General features: G+C 71.9%; 12 protein-coding genes and 1 tRNA gene. 7 read left to right on the top strand and 6 right to left on the bottom strand.

Annotated elements, in window-relative coordinates; all coding sequences use genetic code 11:
* Positions 1-199: 199 nt before the first annotated feature.
* The gene (locus ACFFJD_RS09420) at positions 200-589 is read left to right on the top strand and encodes a TIGR02611 family protein (RefSeq protein ID WP_382363439.1); all 390 of its coding nucleotides are present in this window, start codon (positions 200-202) and stop codon (positions 587-589) included.
* On the opposite strand, the gene ACFFJD_RS09415 is transcribed toward ACFFJD_RS09420, so the two are convergent.
* Positions 553-996, bottom strand: a complete 444-nt coding sequence (locus tag ACFFJD_RS09415; RefSeq protein ID WP_382363437.1) for a single-stranded DNA-binding protein — start codon at positions 994-996, stop codon at positions 553-555. The two genes, ACFFJD_RS09420 and ACFFJD_RS09415, sit on opposite strands and share 37 nt — an antisense overlap.
* A 116-nt stretch (positions 997-1,112) precedes the next feature.
* Positions 1,113-3,245 carry a bifunctional copper resistance protein CopD/cytochrome c oxidase assembly protein gene (locus ACFFJD_RS09410; protein ID WP_382363435.1) on the bottom strand — a complete coding sequence of 711 codons (2,133 nt, stop codon included), beginning with the start codon at positions 3,243-3,245 and terminating at the stop codon, positions 1,113-1,115.
* A gap of 48 nt (positions 3,246-3,293) precedes the next feature.
* Here ACFFJD_RS09410 and ACFFJD_RS09405 point away from each other — a divergent pair.
* Positions 3,294-3,367, top strand: a tRNA-Arg gene (locus tag ACFFJD_RS09405).
* 64 nt (positions 3,368-3,431) lie between these two features.
* On the opposite strand, the gene ACFFJD_RS09400 is transcribed toward ACFFJD_RS09405, so the two are convergent.
* Together ACFFJD_RS09400 and ACFFJD_RS09395 are read right to left on the bottom strand one after the other, a co-directional pair.
* A complete protein-coding gene (locus ACFFJD_RS09400) occupies positions 3,432-4,235 on the bottom strand; it encodes a crotonase/enoyl-CoA hydratase family protein (RefSeq protein WP_382363433.1) in 804 nt (267 codons plus the stop codon).
* Positions 4,232-5,365: a thiolase family protein gene (locus ACFFJD_RS09395; RefSeq protein ID WP_382363431.1), complete on the bottom strand. Its 1,134-nt coding sequence runs from the start codon at positions 5,363-5,365 to the stop codon at positions 4,232-4,234. The genes ACFFJD_RS09400 and ACFFJD_RS09395 overlap by 4 nt, the downstream gene beginning before the upstream one ends.
* 147 nt (positions 5,366-5,512) lie before the next feature.
* Here ACFFJD_RS09395 and ACFFJD_RS09390 point away from each other — a divergent pair, with 147 nt between their 5' ends.
* From ACFFJD_RS09390 to ACFFJD_RS09370, 5 genes are all read left to right on the top strand, one after another.
* The gene (locus ACFFJD_RS09390; RefSeq protein ID WP_382363429.1) at positions 5,513-9,307 is read left to right on the top strand and encodes a bifunctional nitrate reductase/sulfite reductase flavoprotein subunit alpha; all 3,795 of its coding nucleotides are present in this window, start codon (positions 5,513-5,515) and stop codon (positions 9,305-9,307) included.
* A 32-nt stretch (positions 9,308-9,339) separates the two neighbouring features.
* Positions 9,340-11,061 carry an NTP transferase domain-containing protein gene (locus ACFFJD_RS09385; RefSeq protein WP_382363427.1) on the top strand — a complete coding sequence of 574 codons (1,722 nt, stop codon included), beginning with the start codon at positions 9,340-9,342 and terminating at the stop codon, positions 11,059-11,061.
* A gap of 122 nt (positions 11,062-11,183) precedes the next feature.
* Complete coding sequence (gene nirB / locus ACFFJD_RS09380; protein WP_382363425.1) at positions 11,184-13,709, top strand: nitrite reductase large subunit NirB; 2,526 nt, start codon at positions 11,184-11,186, stop codon at positions 13,707-13,709.
* A 3-nt stretch (positions 13,710-13,712) separates the two neighbouring features.
* Positions 13,713-14,123, top strand: coding sequence for a nitrite reductase small subunit NirD (nirD, locus tag ACFFJD_RS09375; protein WP_382363423.1), 411 nt, complete (start codon positions 13,713-13,715; stop codon positions 14,121-14,123).
* Positions 14,120-14,839 (top strand): sirohydrochlorin chelatase, encoded by a 720-nt coding sequence (locus tag ACFFJD_RS09370; protein ID WP_382363421.1) that lies wholly within the window; start codon positions 14,120-14,122, stop codon positions 14,837-14,839. The genes nirD and ACFFJD_RS09370 overlap by 4 nt, the downstream gene beginning before the upstream one ends.
* Here ACFFJD_RS09370 and ACFFJD_RS09365 read toward each other — a convergent pair.
* Together ACFFJD_RS09365 and ACFFJD_RS09360 are read right to left on the bottom strand one after the other, a co-directional pair.
* Positions 14,811-15,929, bottom strand: coding sequence for a uroporphyrinogen-III synthase (locus ACFFJD_RS09365; RefSeq protein WP_382363419.1), 1,119 nt, complete (start codon positions 15,927-15,929; stop codon positions 14,811-14,813). The two genes, ACFFJD_RS09370 and ACFFJD_RS09365, sit on opposite strands and share 29 nt — an antisense overlap.
* The gene (locus ACFFJD_RS09360) at positions 15,926-17,299 is read right to left on the bottom strand and encodes an MFS transporter (RefSeq protein WP_382363417.1); all 1,374 of its coding nucleotides are present in this window, start codon (positions 17,297-17,299) and stop codon (positions 15,926-15,928) included. The genes ACFFJD_RS09365 and ACFFJD_RS09360 overlap by 4 nt, the downstream gene beginning before the upstream one ends.
* Positions 17,300-17,418: the final 119 nt, after the last annotated feature.

Here is a 17,418-nt window from a genome sequence, read left to right as displayed (position 1 = left end):
GTTCTAGGGCAATGGTAGACCCGACCTCCGACAAGAACGGGTCTCGCCGACCGCATTCTGCGAAAACACCCTCGACGAGTCGGGTACACGGTTCCTGAGAATCGTCTGGAAATCCGGCTGGCCCCCTGGACTCTCCCCGAATAACCCGTAGTTTTGATCGGGGAAAGCCCCCACCCACCAATCCCCGGGAGGACCGCGCATGCGACTGCGACTGAAGATCTGGCACCGGAAGCAACGCTTCGTCATTCGACAGCGTCCGGTCCTCAATCAGATCTATCGGTTGGCCGTCGGCGTCGTCGGTACCGTCATGATGCTCGCGGGTCTGGTGATGATCCCGCTGCCGATCCCCGGCCCCGGCTGGGTGACCCTGTTCCTGGGTCTGGCCGTGCTGTCCACCGAGTTCGCGTGGGCCCACCGGGCCACCTCGTTCATCCGCCGTCAGCTGCAGCGCGCCGCGACCCTGTCCAACGCCTTCGTCGAGCGCACCCGCACCGTGGTCGGCAACAACCTCGCCTACCACCGGCGGACCATGCTGGCTCACGCCCGCACCGCTTACACCCGGATCTCGCCCCGCCCGGTCAGGGCCTGATCCGGCACCGGCACCCAATCCTCTTCGGCGGCGCCCTCACCTTCGGGTGGGGGCGCCGTCGTCTGCGGTCCCGGTTGCGCCAGGTCGACGCCCAGCGACACCGCCTTCATCTCCAGCGACGCGCGTTTGACGCCGTCGTTGCCGACGTACTCGTCGGTGGACAGCGCACCGTGCGCGATGATCAGCGCACCGCGCCGCACCGCGGTCGGCACCGCGGCGGCCAGCCTGTTCCAGCACTTCACCGACAGGTACAGCGTCGCCCCGTCGGTCCACTGCCCGGACTCGCGGTCGAGCCGGCGCGAGTGGCAGGCCACCCGGAAGGTCACCAGGTCGCCGTGTGCCTTGGTGCGCACGCTCCGCGGTTCACTGATCACCCGTCCGGTGACCGTCGCATACGTCTCGAACATGTCCGCTCGCTCCTTTGTCTGCGCTGAGGACGAGCCCGAAGGTCACGGACTCGCTCCTCCAGCGTGAGCGGCGACGGCGCGGCGGGGAACCCCCGCGCCCGCGGAGCTGTGGGCAGCTAGGTGCGCGGCGGCGTCTTCTCCACAGGTTCGTCGGCGGCGGAACCGGTGTCGGCCGCCGCGGTGTCCTGCGGTGCGTCCGGGGCCGGCTGGTGCATCTGCGCCAGCATGGCGTTGTAGCTCTCCAGTTCCGCGTCGTCGTCGCGGGCGGCCTTGCGATCGAAGTTCTTCGCCTGCCGGGTGTCCTGACGCTGCCACTGCACCAGCAGGGCGATCATCACCAGCATGAGGGGGAACTCGCCGGTGGCCCAGGCGATGCCGCCGCCGGTCTGCTGATCGGAGCTCAGGTCGTACTGCCACGGCAGCACCAGCGACTTGTACCAGTCCTCGGCGATCACCGCGGTGGTCAGCATGAGTGCGACGCCGAAGAAGGCGTGGAAGGGCAACGAGCCCCACACGATGCCGAGCTTGGCCACGGGCGTGATCTGACGCGGTGACGGATCGATACCGATCACCAGCCAGTAGAACAGGAACCCGGAGATCAAGAAGTGCAGGTTCATCGCCAGGTGCGCGGAGTGATTGTCGACGATGTTCTCGAAGACGCCGCCCAGGTAGAGCACATAGAAGCTACCGACGAACACCGTGATGGCGACGAACGGGTGCGTGATGAACTTGGAGTACTTGCTGTGAATGCCGGTGAGGATCCATTCGCGCGGGCCGGGCGGCTGTCCGCGTCCGGCCGGCGGGATCGCCCGCAGCGCCAGGGTCATCGGCGCACCGAGCACCAGCAGTACCGGCACCAGCATGGACATGATCATGTGGCTCATCATGTGCACGCTGAACACCGCGGGTGCATAGCGACCCAGACCCGAGGAGGTGGCCAGCAGCAGCGCCAGGCAGCCCAGCAGCCAGGCGACCGTCCGGCCCACCGGCCACTTGTCGCCGCGCCGACGCATGCGCCACACACCGATCAGGTACACGATCGCCAGGACGATGGCCAGGCTGCCGAAGATCAGATCGAAGCGCCAGTCCAGTGCGATGCTGGCGAAGCTCGGCGGACGGTCCAGGCGGTAGCCGATCTTCAGTTCCACCGGCGAGACGTCCGCGGTCGCCAGGATCGGCGGCGGGGTCCGCGACAGCCCCGAGCCCAGGCCGAAGGCCACCGCGAAGACCGCCGTCTCCACCGCGGCCAACCGGACGAACAGGGAACGCTGCGGATCCTGCGTCGCCTCCAGCTCGGCGATGGTGCGCTTGCGATGCACCGCGCCGAAGGCGCCCGCGATCAGCAGCGCCACGAACTTGGCAACCACCACCAGCCCGTAGGTGGTGGTGAACAGCTCCGCGAAGGTCATTCGCACCAGGGCGTTGATCACTCCGCTGGCCGCCACCACGATCAGGCACCAGAAGGCCATCCGCGAGTATCGGCGCACCGCCAGGGCGCGCCAGCGGCCGTTGCCGAAGCTGTAGGCCAGCACCACGATCAGGCCGCCGGTCCACGCGGCCGCGGCGACGATGTGCAGGATCAGGCTGTTGGCGCCCAGGTCGTGGTTGCCGCCGGCCGACGAATGACCGGCCAGCGCGGGCGGCATGAGGGACAGGAAACCGAGGCCGAGCACCAGGATCGTCCAGCCCCAGCGCAGTGCGGCCCGGGCCACCACCGCGGCGAAGATCGCGAAAATGGCCGTCCACAGCCAGTACCGGGTCTCGGCGACCTGCCCGCAGACACCGGTCAGATTCCCGGGACCGATGCTCGAGAAGCACTCGGAGATCGTGGTTCCCAGCGGATTGCCGCTGGCGTTGGCCACCGACAGCGGAATCAACGCCAGCGCGGCCACGGCCCATCCGAAGAAGGCCGCCGACGACCAGCGCAGGGCCCGGTAGCCGCCGACGTCCAGTTCACCGCTGGCCTGCGGCGGCACGAAGAACGCGGCGAAGATGGCGCTACCGAACCCGACGGCGGCCAGCAACTGCCCGATCACGGTGAACACCGGGAGCCCGTAGGTGGGCACCCACCCCGGATCGGGCAGGCCGGTCAGCTTCAACGCGGTCGCCGCGCTGATGGCCGTGACGATGACGGCGGCCAGCGCACCCACCGCCAGCAGCGCGGTGATCAGGAGGCGGCGCATGCCGGACGGATCTCGCATGCTGTCGCGATCATGGACCGCGTCCGCCCGCGAGGTCGTCGTACTCATGAGATCCACTCTAGGTCGCGATATAGTGACCCTCGCTGTCGGCTACCCGCCTCCGTAGCTCAGGTGGATAGAGCAAGGGCCTTCTAATCCCGAGGTCGCAGGTTCGAGTCCTGCCGGGGGCACTGTTGGCGGCCGACCGGGCGTACGTGAGTGAACTCATACTCGCGCCCGGTCGGCCGCATGGTTTCAGGCGCCGGTGTAGCGGCCGGGCCGCTTCTCCAGGAAGGCCGCGACCGCCTCGTGGTGGTCGGCCGTCTGGTGGGCGATGCCCTGCATCGCCGCCGACAGTTCGAGCAACTGATCCAGGCTCTGCCGCGAGGACTCGCGCAGCAGCTTCTTGGTCATCCGCACCGCGACGGGCGGATTCGCGGCGATACGGGCCGCCAGCTCGCGCGCCTGCGCCAACAACTCGTCGGGTTCGGTCACCCGCGAGACCAGCCCCCACTCGACGGCCGTCGCCGCGTCGACGCGATCGCCGGTCAACGCCATCTCCGCGGCCCGGGCCTGACCCACCACGCGCGGCAGGAACCAGGCTCCGCCGTCCCCGGGAATGATTCCGAGCTTGACGAAGCTCTCCGCGAAGAACGCGGTCGACGACGCGATCCGCAAGTCGCACATCATGGCGAGGTCGCAGCCGGCGCCGACCGCCGGCCCGTTCACCGCCGCGATGATCGGCACTTCCAGCGTGTCCATCGCGCGCGGGATCCGCTGAATACCCAGCTGGTAGCCCACCCGCTGCTGGTGCGCACCGCCGCCGAAGAGTCCGGTGCGGGCCGCCATGTCCTTGACGTTGCCGCCCGCGGAGAAGGCGCTGCCTGCCCCGGTGAGGATCACCACCCGCACGCTCGGGTCCCGATTGACCGCGTCGATCGCCCCGACGAGGGCGTCGATCACCGCCTCGTCGGAGATGGCGTTGCGCGTCTGCGGCTGATTCAACGTCCAGGTGACGACGTCACCGTCGCGTTCGACGAGCAGTCCTGCCGCGCTCATCCGAGCAGCTCCAGGATGGTGGCGTTGGCCATGCCGCCGGCCTCGCACATGGTCTGCAGGCCGTAGCGGATGCCGTTGTCGCGCATGTGATGCACCATGCGCGTCATCAGGATCGCCCCGGACCCGCCGAGCGGATGGCCCACCGCGATCGCCCCACCCAGCGGGTTGAGCATCTCGTCGGCGGCGCCGATCTCGGCCTGCCAGGCCAGCGGCACCGGAGCGAAGGCCTCGTTCACTTCGAAGACCCCGACGTCGGACACCGACAGTCCCGAGCGGCGCAACGCCTTCGCCGTCGCCGCGATCGGCGCGGTCAGCATCATCACCGGATCGTCGCCGGCGAGCGCCACGGTGTGCACCCGCGCCATCGGCTGCCACCCGTTGGCCAGCGCGATCTCGCTGGTGGTCACCAGCAGGCCGGCCGCACCGTCGGAGATCTGCGAGGCGTTGCCCGCGGTGATCACGCCGTCGGCGTCGAACGGCGTCTTGAGCGTGGACAGCGAGTCGACGGTGGTCCCCCGCCGCAGGCCCTCATCGCTGTCGAGTCCGGCGATCGGCGCCAGCTGCGCATCGAAGGCGCCCGCATCGATGGCGGCGGCCGTGCGCTCGTGCGAACGCGCCGAGTACTCGTCGAGCCGAGACCGCGACAGATTCCACTTGCGGGCCATCGCCTCCGCGCCGAGCCCCTGGTTGAAGCCGTCCACGCCGTAGCGCTCGAGCACCGACGGCGGGTACGGCTGCCCGTCGCCGCGCGCCGATCCCATCGGCACCCGGGACATGGACTCGACGCCGCCGGCGACGGCGATGTCGTAGTGCCCGGCGACAACGCCGGCGGCCGCGAAGTGCACGGCCTGCTGCGCCGAACCGCAGCGGCGATCCACCACGGTGGCCGGGACCGATTCGGGCCACCCGGCCGCGAGCACACCCACCCGGCCGATGCTGCCCGCCTGGTCCCCGACCTGACTGACGCAGCCCCAGACCACGTCGTCGACGAGTGCGGGATCCAGTTCCGTGCGCTCGGCGATCTGCCTGAGGACATGGGCGGTGAGGTCGCCCGGATGGACACCGGACAGAGCGCCGTTGCGTCTGCCGATCGGCGTGCGTACCGCTTCTACGATGACTGCATCTCTCATGGCGGCCATTGTGGCACCCGTCACCGGCAGTCCGGCCCGGCAGGTGTCGCACGCACACTCGGCGCCCGGTCGCGGTGAGATCGTCGTGATCGGCGGGTAACGGCGGCGTCGACCGTTGCGTAACACCGCCGCGACAGCCTGAGTCCCATGACCAGCAGCCCCGAACGCACCGTCGACACCGTCTGCGGGTACTGCGGGGTCGGCTGCGGCCTGCGCCTGACCGTCGTCGACGGCGCGGTGACCGGCTCGGCCGGCACCCCGGACCACCCCGCCAACCGCGGCCGCCTCTGCACCAAGGGCGCCACCACCGTCGACCTGCTGCGCGCCCCCGGACGCCTGACGACGGCGCTGCGCCGCCCCACCCGCGACGCGCCGCTGACCCCGGTCGACGTCGACGACGAACTGGCCCGGGTGGGCCGCGTCTTCACCGAACTCCGCGACGCCCACGGACCCGACGCGGTGGCCCTGTACGTGTCCGGCCAGATGTCCATCGAAGCCCAGTACCTGGCGAACAAGCTGGCCAAGGGCTATCTGCGGACACCGCTGATCGAGTCGAACTCCCGCCTGTGCATGGCCAGTGCGAGCACCGGCTACAAGCAGTCGCTGGGCGCCGACGGACCGCCCGGCAGCTACGACGACCTCGATCACGCCGACCTGTTCCTGGTGATCGGCGCCAACATGGCCGACTGCCATCCGATCCTGTTCCTGCGCATGATGGATCGGGTCAAGGCCGGCGCCCGACTGATCGTGGTGGACCCGCGCCGCACCGCCACCGCCGCCAAGGCCGACCTGCACCTGGCGGTGCGCCCCGGCACCGACCTGGCCCTGCTGAACGGCCTGCTGCGGCTGCTGGTCGACGCCGACGCCCTCGACCACGACTTCATCGCCGCGCACACCGAGGGCTGGCCCGCGCTGGCGGAGATGCTCGAGGACTATCCGGTCGACAAGGTCGCCGCCGACACCGGCCTGTCGGTGGACGAGCTGCGGCGGGCCGCGACGATGATCGCCGAGGCCGACGAGTGGACCAGCCTGTGGACGATGGGCCTGAACCAGTCGGTGCGCGGCACCTGGCACACCAATGTGCTCTGCAACCTGCACCTGGCCACCGGGGCCATCTGCCGCACCGGCAGCGGCCCCTTCTCCCTCACCGGCCAGCCCAACGCGATGGGCGGCCGCGAGATGGGTTACCTGGGGCCGGGACTGCCGGGGCAGCGCTCGGCACTGGACGCCCGCGACCGCGCCGAGGCCGAGGCGCTGTGGGGACTGCCGGACGGGACGATCCCGGACGCTTCCGGCGGCGGCACCATCGACCTGTTCGAGCGACTGGCCGACGGCACCGTGAAGGCCGTCTGGATCATCTGCACCAACCCGGTGGTGTCGGTGGCCAACCGTGACGTCGTGATCCGCGCCCTCCAGCAGGCCGAATTCGTGGTGGTGCAGGACGTGTACACCGACGTGGAGACCGCGGCCTACGCCGATGCGGTGCTCCCGGCGGCGCTGTGGACCGAGGCCGCGGGCGTGATGGTGAACTCCGAACGCTCCCTGAGCCTGTGCGCGCCCGCGGTACCCCCACCCGGCCAGGCCCGACCGGACTGGCAGCTCATCGCCGGCGTCGCCGCCGCCATGGGTTTCGGCGAGGCCTTCGACTTCCCCGACGCAGCAGCGGTCTTCGACGAACTGGCCGCGTTCGCCAACCCGCGCACCGGGTGGGACGTACGCGGGGTGAGCCACGCCCGGCTGAGCGCCGGTCCGGTGCAATGGCCGGCCGCCCCAGGAAGCGCCGACCGCAACCCGATCCGCTACCTGCACGCCACCGACGACGGCGCCGCGCACCCGGTCTTCCCCACCGCCTCGAGACGAGCCCGCTTCCTGGCGCGCCCCTTCCTGCCGGCCGGCGAGGCCCCGAACGAGACCTATCCGCTGCTGCTGACCACCGGGCGGCTCGCGCACCAGTGGCACACGCGCACCAAGACCGCGCGGGTCCCCCGGTTGGAGAAGCTCAACCCGGAGCCCTACGTCCAGCTCCATCCCGAGGACGCGGCGGCCGCGGGCATCGTCGACGGTGCCCCGGTGGACGTCGTCTCCCGCCGCGGGCGGGTACGGCTGCCCGCCAAGGTCGGCGCGGCCATCACCCCCGGCCTGTGCTTCGTGCCGATGCACTGGAGCGGGGAACTGCAGGCGGTCAACGCCGTCACCAGCGACGCCGTCGACGCCGACTCGCTGCAGCCGGAATTCAAACTGTGCGCGGTCTCGATCACGGCGGCCCCGGTCACTCCGGCCCCGGTCACGGGCGACGCCGAGGCCCCGGCACTTCCCGATCCGGCCGAGATCCTGGGCGCCGATCGGGTGCTGGTGGTGTGGGCCTCGCAGACCGGCACCGCGCAGGCCTACGCCGAGCGGTGCGCGCAGCTCGTGCGCGCCGACGGCAGGCAGGTGCTGCTGGCCGAGGCCGACCGTGTCGGCCTCGACGACCTGTGGGGCGACGTGCTGTTCGTGGTGGCCACCACCGGCGACGGCGACGCGCCCGACGGCGCCCTCGCACTCTGGGATGCGTTGGGCACCGCCACCTCCGAGGAGGTCGCCGACCTGCGGTACTCGGTGCTGGGCTTCGGCGACTCGTCGTACGCCGACTTCTGCGGCTTCGCCCGCAAGCTCGACGGACGCCTGCGGTACCTGCGGGCGCGGCCACTGGCGCCGCGGGCCTCGTGCGAGCCCGACTCCGCCGCACCGGCCGACCGCTGGCTGACCGAGGTCCGCGGGGTGCTCGGGGCGACCGCGGACCAGCTGGCCGCCGCCCCGGCGTCGGCGGCCGTCGCGGACGCGACGTATTCGCGTACCCGTCCCCTGCGCGCCCGACTGGTGGCCAACGATCTTCTCTCCGCGCCGGGATCGGCGAAGCAGGTGCGGCGCTTCGCTTTCGAGCTGCCCGCCGACACGCTCACCTACGAGCCGGGCGATGCCTTGGGCGTGTGGCCGCGCAACAGCAGCGCGGCGGTGACGCAGTGGCTCACCGCGACCGGTCTCGACGGCGACACCCCCGTCGAAGTCGACGGCGTCTCGATGCCGCTGACCCGGGCCCTCACCGAGCACTACGACATCACCCGCATCACCGGGGATCTGCTACGCCTGATCGACGCGCGCCACCACGCCGCCGAACTCACCGAGCTGATCGAGAACCCGGCCCGGCTCGCCGAGTGGTCGTGGAACCGGCAGGCGCTCGATCTGCTCGGCGACCATCCGATCACCGCCTCGGTCGCCGACTGGCTCGCGGTGCTGCGCAGGCTGGCGCCGCGCCTGTACTCGATCTCCTCGAGTCCGGCGGTGGACCCGGGCCGCGTGGAGGTGACCGTCTCGGTGGTCGGATTCGACGGCGTGCACGGCCGACGGGCCGGCGTCTGCTCGTCGTACCTCGCCGCGGGCGATCCGGGCCCCGATTCGGCCGAGTACGGAATCTTCATCGCCCCCAACCGCAGCTTCGCGCCGCCCGAGGACCTCCAGGCACCGATGATCATGATCGGCCCGGGCACCGGCGTGGCCCCGTTCCGGGGCTTCCTGCACCACCGGGCCGCGACCGGCGCGACCGGCGAGAACTGGCTGCTGTTCGGCGAGCAGCACCACGCGACCGACTTCTACTACCGCGACGAGCTGACCGGCTTCCTCGACTCCGGTCTGCTGACCCGCCTGGACACCGCCTTCTCCCGCGACCAGGCCGCGAAGGTCTACGTCCAGGACGTGCTGCTGGCCCACGCCGCGCAGGTGTGGTCGTGGTTGCGGCGCGGCGCGCACCTCTACGTCTGCGGCGACGCGACGCACATGGCCCGCGACGTGGACGCCGCGCTGCGCCGGATCGTCGCCGAACAGGGGCGCCTGGCGCCCTCGGCCGCAGACGCCTTCGTCACCGCGCTCGGCGCCGAGAAGCGGTACGTCCGCGACGTCTACTGAATCGGCGCCGCTTCCGCCGATAGGGTGCAGACATGACCTCGACCGGTTTCGACGCGATCGTGCTTGCCGGCGGACGGGCCCGGCGGCTGTCCGGAGCGGACAAGCCGGCCGCGTCCGTCGGCGGCCGCAGACTGCTCGACATCGCGCTCGACGCCGTCGCCGACGCACACACCGTGGTGGTGGTCGGGCCGGAGCGTCGCCTCCCGCCGCAGGTCTTGGCCGCCCGCGAACATCCCCCGTATGCCGGACCGGCGGCGGCCATCGCCGCGGGCCTGGCCGCGCTGGAGTCCGCGGGCCGCACCGACGCGCCCGTCGTGGTGTTGGCCAGCGATCTGCCGGAGGTGACCGCCGAGCAGATCGCGCGCCTGCTGCGAGCCCTGCACGAGGACGGCGCACCCGCGGCCTTCGCCGCCGACGAGACCGGCCACCCCCAATACCTGGTGGGCGCGTGGACCGCTCGGGCCCTCGCCGCCGCCCGCACCGCAGGTCCGAGCGCCTCCGTGCGAAGTCTGTTGCCCGACGGCGCCGCCTTCCTGGCCCTGTCCGGCACCGCGGACGTCGACACCGCCGACGACCTGGCGCAGGCCCGCCGTCGCGCCGGGATCGGCCCCGACCCCGTCGCCGCCCGCGCGATCGTCCGCGACGCCCTGGCGCCGCTGCCCGCGACGCTGCGCAGCGCCGACGCCGCCGCCGGAGCAGTGCTGGCCGCACCGCTGATCGCCGCCGAGCCCTTCCCCCCGTTCGATGCCTCCGCCATGGACGGTTTCGCGGTGGCCGGCGACGGCCCCTGGCGCCTGATCGACGCGCCGCGCGCCGCCGGCCACACCGATACCCCGCCGCTGGCCCCCGGCCAGGCCGCCCCGATCGCCACCGGCGCCGCCCTCCCGGACGGTGCGACCCGTGCGCTGCGCCACGAGGAGACCGCCCGCGACGGCGACCTGCTCACCGAGACCTCCGCGGGCCGCGACGACACCCGGCGGACCGGCAGCGCCTGGCCGGCCGGGGCCACCCTGGCCCCCGCCGGAATCGACGTCGACGCGGCGGTGCGATCGGTGGCCCGCGCGGCCCGCGTCGCCGAGCTGCTCGTGCGCGGCCCCGTCCGCGCCCGCCTGCACACCTCCGGCGACGAGATCGCCTCTGCCGCTTCCGGATCCGGGCCGCTGCCGGTCGGCACCATCGCCGACTCCGCGTCCGGTCCGGTCACCGCGCTGCTGCGCGAGCACGGCCTCGCGGTGAGCGACGGCGGGCACCTCGCCGACTCGGTCGAGGCCTTCCGCGCCGCGCTGGCCGCCCCCGCCGAGCTGATCGTCGTGATCGGCGCGACGGGCCACGGGGTCGCCGACCATCTGCGGAGCGCACTGGCGGCCTCCGCGGCCGAACTGCTGGTGGACGGGATCCGACTGCGCCCCGGCGGTTCCCTGCTGGTCGCTCGAATGCCCAGCGGCACAGTGCTTCTCGGGCTCGGCGGTAATCCGCTGGCCGCGGTCGCCGGAACCGCGGTGCTGGCGCCGGCGATCATCGATGCGCTGCTGGCACGCTCGCCGCGCGCACCGGAGGTCCTCGACCTGGTGTCCTCGGAGCAGTTACGCCTGCCCGGCCGCTGGCGCGTGCTGCCGGTGGAACCGGACGGCACCGGGCGGTGGGTGGCCACCGCCGGCCGCGGCACCGGCCACCTGGCCTCCGCGATCGGCCACCGCGGCCTGGCCCTGATCCCGCCGGCAGGCTCCGAGGCGGGCGTGCACCGCCTGGCCTGACCGCTCACACCCGCGGCGTCCGCCGTGTGCGTTCGATGTGACCGGGCGGCCACACCGCAGCAGAGTCGGGGCAATACGTCGTTCCTACCGTGAGATCCACACGGCCAGGAAGGGCAGATCTCATGCAGCGAACAGTCATCGTGGTGGGCCACGGGATGGTCGGTCACCGCTTCGTCGAAGCCTTGCGCACGCGCGATCGGGAGCGCCGCTTCAAGGTGGTGATCCTCGGCGAGGAGAACGATCCCGCCTACGACCGGGTGGGGTTGTCCGGCTACGTCGACAGCTGGGACCGCGAAGCACTCGCCTTGCCGGGCAACCGCTTCGCCGACGATCCCGAGGTGGAACTCCGTACCGGAACGCGCGTGGCGGCCATCGACTCGCACGAACGGCGCGTCGTCACCGACACCGGTGAGCGCCTGGCCTACGACTCCCTGGTCCTGGCCACCGGATCGTCCGCGTTCGTCCCGCCCGTCCCCGGGCACGACCTGCCGGGCTGCCACGTCTACCGCACCCTCGACGACCTCGACGGCATCGCCGCCGACGCCCGCGCGGCGCTGGCCCGCGACGCTGCGGCGGTGGGCGTGGTCATCGGCGGCGGCCTCCTCGGCCTCGAAGCGGCGAATGCCCTGCGGGGACTGGGCATCGCCCCGCACGTCGTCGAATACAACCCCCGCCTCATGCCCAATCAGGTGGACTCCGGCGGCGGTGAACACCTGGCTCGGATGATCACGGACCTGGGCATCACGCTGAGCTTGGGGACCTCCACCGAGCGCATCGAGCCCGGCGACGACGGCGGCGTGCGGGTGACCCTGTCCGACGACACCCGCGTGGAGGCCGGTCTGGTGGTCTTCGCCGCCGGTGTCCGTCCCCGCGACGAGCTCGCTCGCGCCGCCGGCCTGGACGTGGCCGAACGCGGCGGCGTCCACACCGACCTCACCTGCACCACCAGCGATCCCGACATCTACGCGATCGGTGAGGTCGCGGCCGTCGAGGGCCGGTGCTACGGGCTCGTCGGCCCCGGCTACGCCACCGCCGAGGTGCTGGCCGACCGCCTCGTCGGCGGCGATGCGACCTTCCCGGGCGCGGACCTGTCGACCAAGCTCAAGCTGCTCGGGGTGGAGGTGGCCAGCTTCGGCGACGCGCTGGGCACCTCGCCGGGAGCCCTCAGCGTGGTGGTCAGCGACCCGGTCGGCGGCACCTACGCCAAGCTGGTGCTGTCCGACGACGCCAGCGTCCTGCTCGGCGGCGTCCTGGTGGGCGACACCTCGTCGTACGGCATGCTGCGTCCCCTGGTCGGGGCCACCCTGCCCGGCGACCCGGTCGGGCTGATCTCCCCGGCCGCGGACGGATCGTCGGCGCTCGGGCTCTCGGCGCTACCCGACGACGCCCAGATCTGCTCGTGCAACGACGTCAGCAAGGGCACGCTGTGCGCGGCCGTGGCCGACGGCGCCTGCACGGTGGCCGACCTGAAGAAGTGCACCGGCGCGGGCACCTCGTGCGGCTCCTGCGTCCCGCTGCTGTCGAAGATCCTGGACGAATCCGGCGTGGTGCAGTCGCGCTCGCTCTGCGAGCACTTCCCCCAGTCCCGGGCCGAGCTGTTCGAGCTGGTCCTGGCCAGCCGGGTACGCACCTTCTCGGGACTGATCGGCCGGTTCGGCACCGGCACCGGGTGCGACATCTGCAAGCCGACGGTCGCGTCGATCCTGGCCTCCACCGGCTCCGAGCACATCCTCGGCGGCGAACAGGCCACCCTGCAGGACACCAACGACGCGTTCCTGGCCAACATCCAGCGCAACGGCACCTACTCGGTGGTGCCCCGCGTCCCGGGCGGCGACATCACCGCCGAGCAGCTGATCCTGATCGGCGAGATCGCCCGCGACTTCGATCTGTACACCAAGATCACCGGCGGCCAGCGCATCGACCTGTTCGGCGCACGCGTGGAACAGCTCCCGCAGATCTGGCGGCGCCTGGTGGACGGCGGCATGGAGTCCGGGCAGGCCTACGGCAAGTCGCTGCGCACGGTGAAGAGCTGCGTCGGCTCGGACTGGTGCCGGTACGGCCAGCAGGATTCGGTGCAGCTGGCCGTCGACCTGGAACTGCGGTATCGCGGCCTGCGTTCGCCGCACAAACTCAAGATGGGGGTCTCCGGCTGCGCCCGCGAATGCGCGGAGGCCCGCGGCAAGGACGTCGGCGTCATCGCCACCGAGTCCGGTTGGAACCTGTACGTGTGCGGCAACGGCGGCATGACCCCCAAGCACGCCCAGCTGCTGGCCGGCGACCTGGACACCGCCACCCTGATCCGGTACATCGACCGGTTCCTCATGTACTACATCCGCACCGCCGATCGCCTGCAACGCACCGCGCCCTGGCTCGACGACCTCGACGGCGGCCTGGACCGGCTGCGGCAGGTGGTGGTCGACGACGCGCTCGGCCTGGCCGCCGACTTCGAGGCGGCGATGGCGCGGCACGTCGACGGTTACTCGTGCGAGTGGAAGGGGGTGCTCGACGACCCCGAGAAACTGGCCCGCTTCGTCTCGTTCGTCAATGCGCCCGACGCCCCCGATCCCACGGTGAGCTTCGGCGAAAGTCACGGCCGCAAGGTCCCCGTGCTGCTCGGTCAGCCCGTCGTTCCGGTGAAAGGAGCCTGAACCATGTCCCTCGCCTTCGATCTGCACCGCTGGAGTCGCGACTGGACGGCGGCCTGCCGGCTCGACGCCCTCGAACCGCTGCGCGGCGTCGCCGTCCTGCTCCCCGACGGGGCGCAGGTGGCGCTGTTCCGCCTGGCCGACGATCGCCTCAAGGCCATCGGGAACATCGACCCGATCGGCCGGGCGGCCGTGCTCTCGCGCGGCATCGTCGGCGACCGCCACGGCTTCCCGGTGGTGCACTCGCCGCTCAAGAAGCAGGCGTTCAGCCTGATCGACGGTCGGTGCCTGGACGCCGAGGGCATCTCGGTGCCGGTGTACGGCACCCGGATCGGCCTCGACGGCATGGTCTTCGTCGCCAATTCGCCGCAGGTCCGTTTCGCCTATCGGCCGGCCCCGATCGTGGCGGACCGGTGACCACCGTCCTGGTGGCCCACGGCACCCGCAACCCGCGCGGGGTCGCGATGATCGGCGACCTCGCCGCCGCGATGTCGGCCCGGCTGCACGAGCCGGTGCACGCCGCCTTCGTGGATGTGCTCGGGCCCTCCCCGACCGAGGTGCTCGGCCGCCTCGCCGAGCACCACGCCGCTCGCGACCAGCCGGTGGCGGTGGTGCCCGCGTTCTTGGCGCGCGGCTATCACGTGCGCGTAGACCTGCCCGCGCACGTGGCGGCCGCCGGGCATCCGGCGGTCGCCACGACGCCGGCCCTCGGACCGGCCCCGGAACTGGCCGCGGCCCTGGCGGCACGGCTGCGCGCGGCCGGCCATCGGCGCGGCGACGCGGTGGTGCTGGCCGCCGCCGGATCGTCCGATCCGACGGCCGTGGCCGACGTGGACGAGGCGGCGGCCCTGCTGGGCACGCTGATCGGGACCGCGGTGAGCGTCGGATTCGCGGCGCCGCCCGCCGACGGGTCGGCGCACCCCGGGGTGGCCGAGGCCGTCCGTGCCGCGCGGGCCGGGGGCACGCGCGTGGCGGTGGCGTCGTACCTGCTGGCCGAGGGTCTGTTCCAGCAGCGCCTGGCGCGCGCCGGCGCGGACGTGGTGGCGGCCCCGCTGGGCCTGCACCCGCACGTCGTCGCCCTGGCCTGCCGCCGGGTGCGCGCGGTCAGAGCGCGAGTCGATAGCCCCGCTTGACCACCGTCGCGATGAGTTCGCGCACGCCCAACGCGGTGCGCAGGCGGCCGATGGCCACCTCCACCGCGTGGGCGTCGTCGCCCGCCGCGGGCAGCAGCGCCAGTAGTTCCTCGCGCGAGCGCACCTGACCGGGCTGTGCGGCCAGCGCCTTGAGCAGCGCCAGTCCGGTCGCCGACACCTCCCGCAGTTCCCCGTCGACCACCGCCGCCGCCGCGCGCACACCCAGGGTGTGTCCGGCGACCCGCAGTTCGGCGCGCCGGACGGGAAGATCGTCGGCCACCAGGCGGGCCAGTGCACCCAGCCGCATGCGGTCCGGCGCCACCGAGTCCACCCCGATGCGCGCCAGCGGGGCCGCGGTCACCGGCCCCACGCAATAGACCACCACGCGCGTCAGCAGCGCCTGCCGCAGGGACTGCGTGAGCCCCAGCTCCTCGGCGCGGCCGAGCATGGACGCCACTGCGGGGGCGGAGGTGAAGGTCACCGCGTCGACGCCACCGGTCGCGAGGTCGGAGATGAGAGCGTCGAGGGCGGCCGGATCGTCCGGCGTCTTCCAGCGGTACACCGGGACCGCCACCACGTCGGCGCCGAGCGCCGCCAGACCGGGCAGGAACTCCGGGTTGGGGTCCCAATCGTCGGAGGCCCCGTGCAGTTGCACCGCGACCCGGATCCCGCTCAGGTTCTCGCCGCGCAGGTGCTCGAGCACCTCGGCCGACGACTCCGACTCCGGGGACCATTCCTCGCGCAGACCGGCCGCCCGCAGCGCACCGGTGGGTTTGGGGCCGCGGGAGATGACCCGGGTGCGCGCCAGTACGGCGAGCAGGTCCTCGGCGAGCCCCCACCCGTCCGCGGCTTCGATCCATCCGCGGAAGCCGATGCCGGTGGTGGCGATCAGCATGTCCGGCGGCCGGGCCAGCAGTTCCTCGGTGGCCGCCCGCAGCGCCGCATCGTCGGGCAACGGCACCATCGTGATGGCCGCCGCACCCACCACACGCGCACCGCGCCGCGCCAGCAGAGTGGTGAACTCCTCGGCGCGGCGCGCTGCGGTGACGGCCACCGTGAAACCGGTCAGCGGTCCGTCGTTGTCGGTCATGAAGCAAGTGTCGCAGACACCCGGTCGGTTTCTCGCTCGGCGTCGCGATCACGCGGCACCGCCAGGTACACCCGCCAGGTGATCACCGCGGCCACCGCGTAGAAGATCCCGAAGATCACGAATGCCCAGGTGGCCGCGCCCGTGGCCGAATAGGACTGCCGGAGCACCAGGTTGATGCCGACGCCGCCGAGGCCGCCGACGGCTCCGGCGATGCCGATCACCGCGCCGGACATCGAGCGCGAGTACGCGGCCCGGCCGGCCTCGTCGAGCGGCAGCGCGCGGGCAGCGGCGTCGAACACCGACGGGATGATCTTGTACACCGAGCCGTTGCCCAGCCCCGAGAGCACGAACAGGAGCACGAAGCCCAGGGCGCAGGCCGCGATCGAGTCGCCGCCGGCGATCAGCACCCCTGCGCCGACGATCATCCCCAGGAAGACCACCAGGGTCACGGCGCTCCCGCCGAACCGGTCGGCCAGGCGTCCGCCCCAGACGCGGCTGAGCGAGCCGAGCAGCGGTCCGATGAACGCGATCTGCGCGGCGTGCAGCGAGGCCTCGGCCACCGTCTGCCCCTGGTCGCGGAAGCTGATCGCGAGCATCTGCCCGAACGCGAACGAGAAGCCGATGAACGAACCGAACGTGCCGATGTACAGCAGCGAGATGGTCCACGTGTGCCGATTGCGCACCGCCGCGGCCATCGCGGCCAGGTCGACGCCCGGCCCGGCCAGATTGTCCATGTACAGCGCGGCCCCGATACCCGCGATCACGAGCGCCACCAGGTAGAACGCGCACACCCAGTACGGCTGACGGTCCCCCGCCCAGGCGATCACGAGCAGCCCCAGCAGCTGCACGGCGGGCACGCCGAGGTTGCCGCCGCCGGCGTTGAGCCCGAGCGCCCACCCCTTGAGGCGCTGGGGATAGAAGGCGTTGATGTTGGTCATCGACGAGGCGAAGTTGCCGCCGCCCAGACCCGTGAGCGCCGCGCACACCAGGTACATCCACAGCGGCTGGCCCGGATTGGCCAGCAGCACGATGGTCGCCGACACCGGGATCAGCAGCACGACGGCCGAGAACACCGTCCAGTTGCGGCCGCCGAAGAAGCTCGTCGCCATCGTGTACGGGAACCGCAGCAGGGCCCCGGCGAGGGTGGCGACCGCACCGATGAGGAACTTGTCACCGAGGGTGAGGCCGTAGACGTCGGTCGGCATGAACAGGACCATGACCGACCACAGCGACCACACCGAGAAGCCGACGTGTTCGGCGGCCACCGACCAGATCAGATTTCTTCGGGCCACCCGGGATCCGCCCGCCTCCCAAGCCTCGACGTCCTCGGGATCCCAGTCCGTGATCGTGTGAGTTCGATTGCGCGCCAACGTCTTCTCCTCGCCGTAACGGTTGCTCTGACGGCTGTCAGGCTGAAGGAAAGCCTAGGAGCGCCTCATGTCGCGGTAGGTGGCGCAATCGTCTCCTCCGCGTAATCAGGTCCTCTCGG

It is taken from the genome of Gordonia phosphorivorans, from assembly GCF_042432625.1.
Lineage (GTDB): Bacteria > Actinomycetota > Actinomycetes > Mycobacteriales > Mycobacteriaceae > Gordonia > Gordonia phosphorivorans.
This window is presented reverse-complemented; position numbering and strand designations above follow the sequence as displayed.

Bases quoted from the DNA above. Each gene is read 5' to 3' on its own strand.
- ACFFJD_RS09400 (WP_382363433.1), bottom strand. From the start codon at position 4,235: ATGAGCGCGGCAGGACTGCTCGTCGAACGCGACGGTGACGTCGTCACC.
- nirD (WP_382363423.1), top strand. From the start codon at position 13,713: ATGTCCCTCGCCTTCGATCTGCACCGCTGGAGTCGCGACTGGACGGCG.
- ACFFJD_RS09390 (WP_382363429.1), top strand. From the start codon at position 5,513: ATGACCAGCAGCCCCGAACGCACCGTCGACACCGTCTGCGGGTACTGC.
- ACFFJD_RS09410 (WP_382363435.1), bottom strand. From the start codon at position 3,245: ATGAGTACGACGACCTCGCGGGCGGACGCGGTCCATGATCGCGACAGC.
- ACFFJD_RS09415 (WP_382363437.1), bottom strand. From the start codon at position 996: ATGTTCGAGACGTATGCGACGGTCACCGGACGGGTGATCAGTGAACCG.
- ACFFJD_RS09385 (WP_382363427.1), top strand. From the start codon at position 9,340: ATGACCTCGACCGGTTTCGACGCGATCGTGCTTGCCGGCGGACGGGCC.
- ACFFJD_RS09365 (WP_382363419.1), bottom strand. From the start codon at position 15,929: ATGACCGACAACGACGGACCGCTGACCGGTTTCACGGTGGCCGTCACC.
- ACFFJD_RS09420 (WP_382363439.1), top strand. From the start codon at position 200: ATGCGACTGCGACTGAAGATCTGGCACCGGAAGCAACGCTTCGTCATT.
- nirB (WP_382363425.1), top strand. From the start codon at position 11,184: ATGCAGCGAACAGTCATCGTGGTGGGCCACGGGATGGTCGGTCACCGC.
- ACFFJD_RS09395 (WP_382363431.1), bottom strand. From the start codon at position 5,365: ATGAGAGATGCAGTCATCGTAGAAGCGGTACGCACGCCGATCGGCAGA.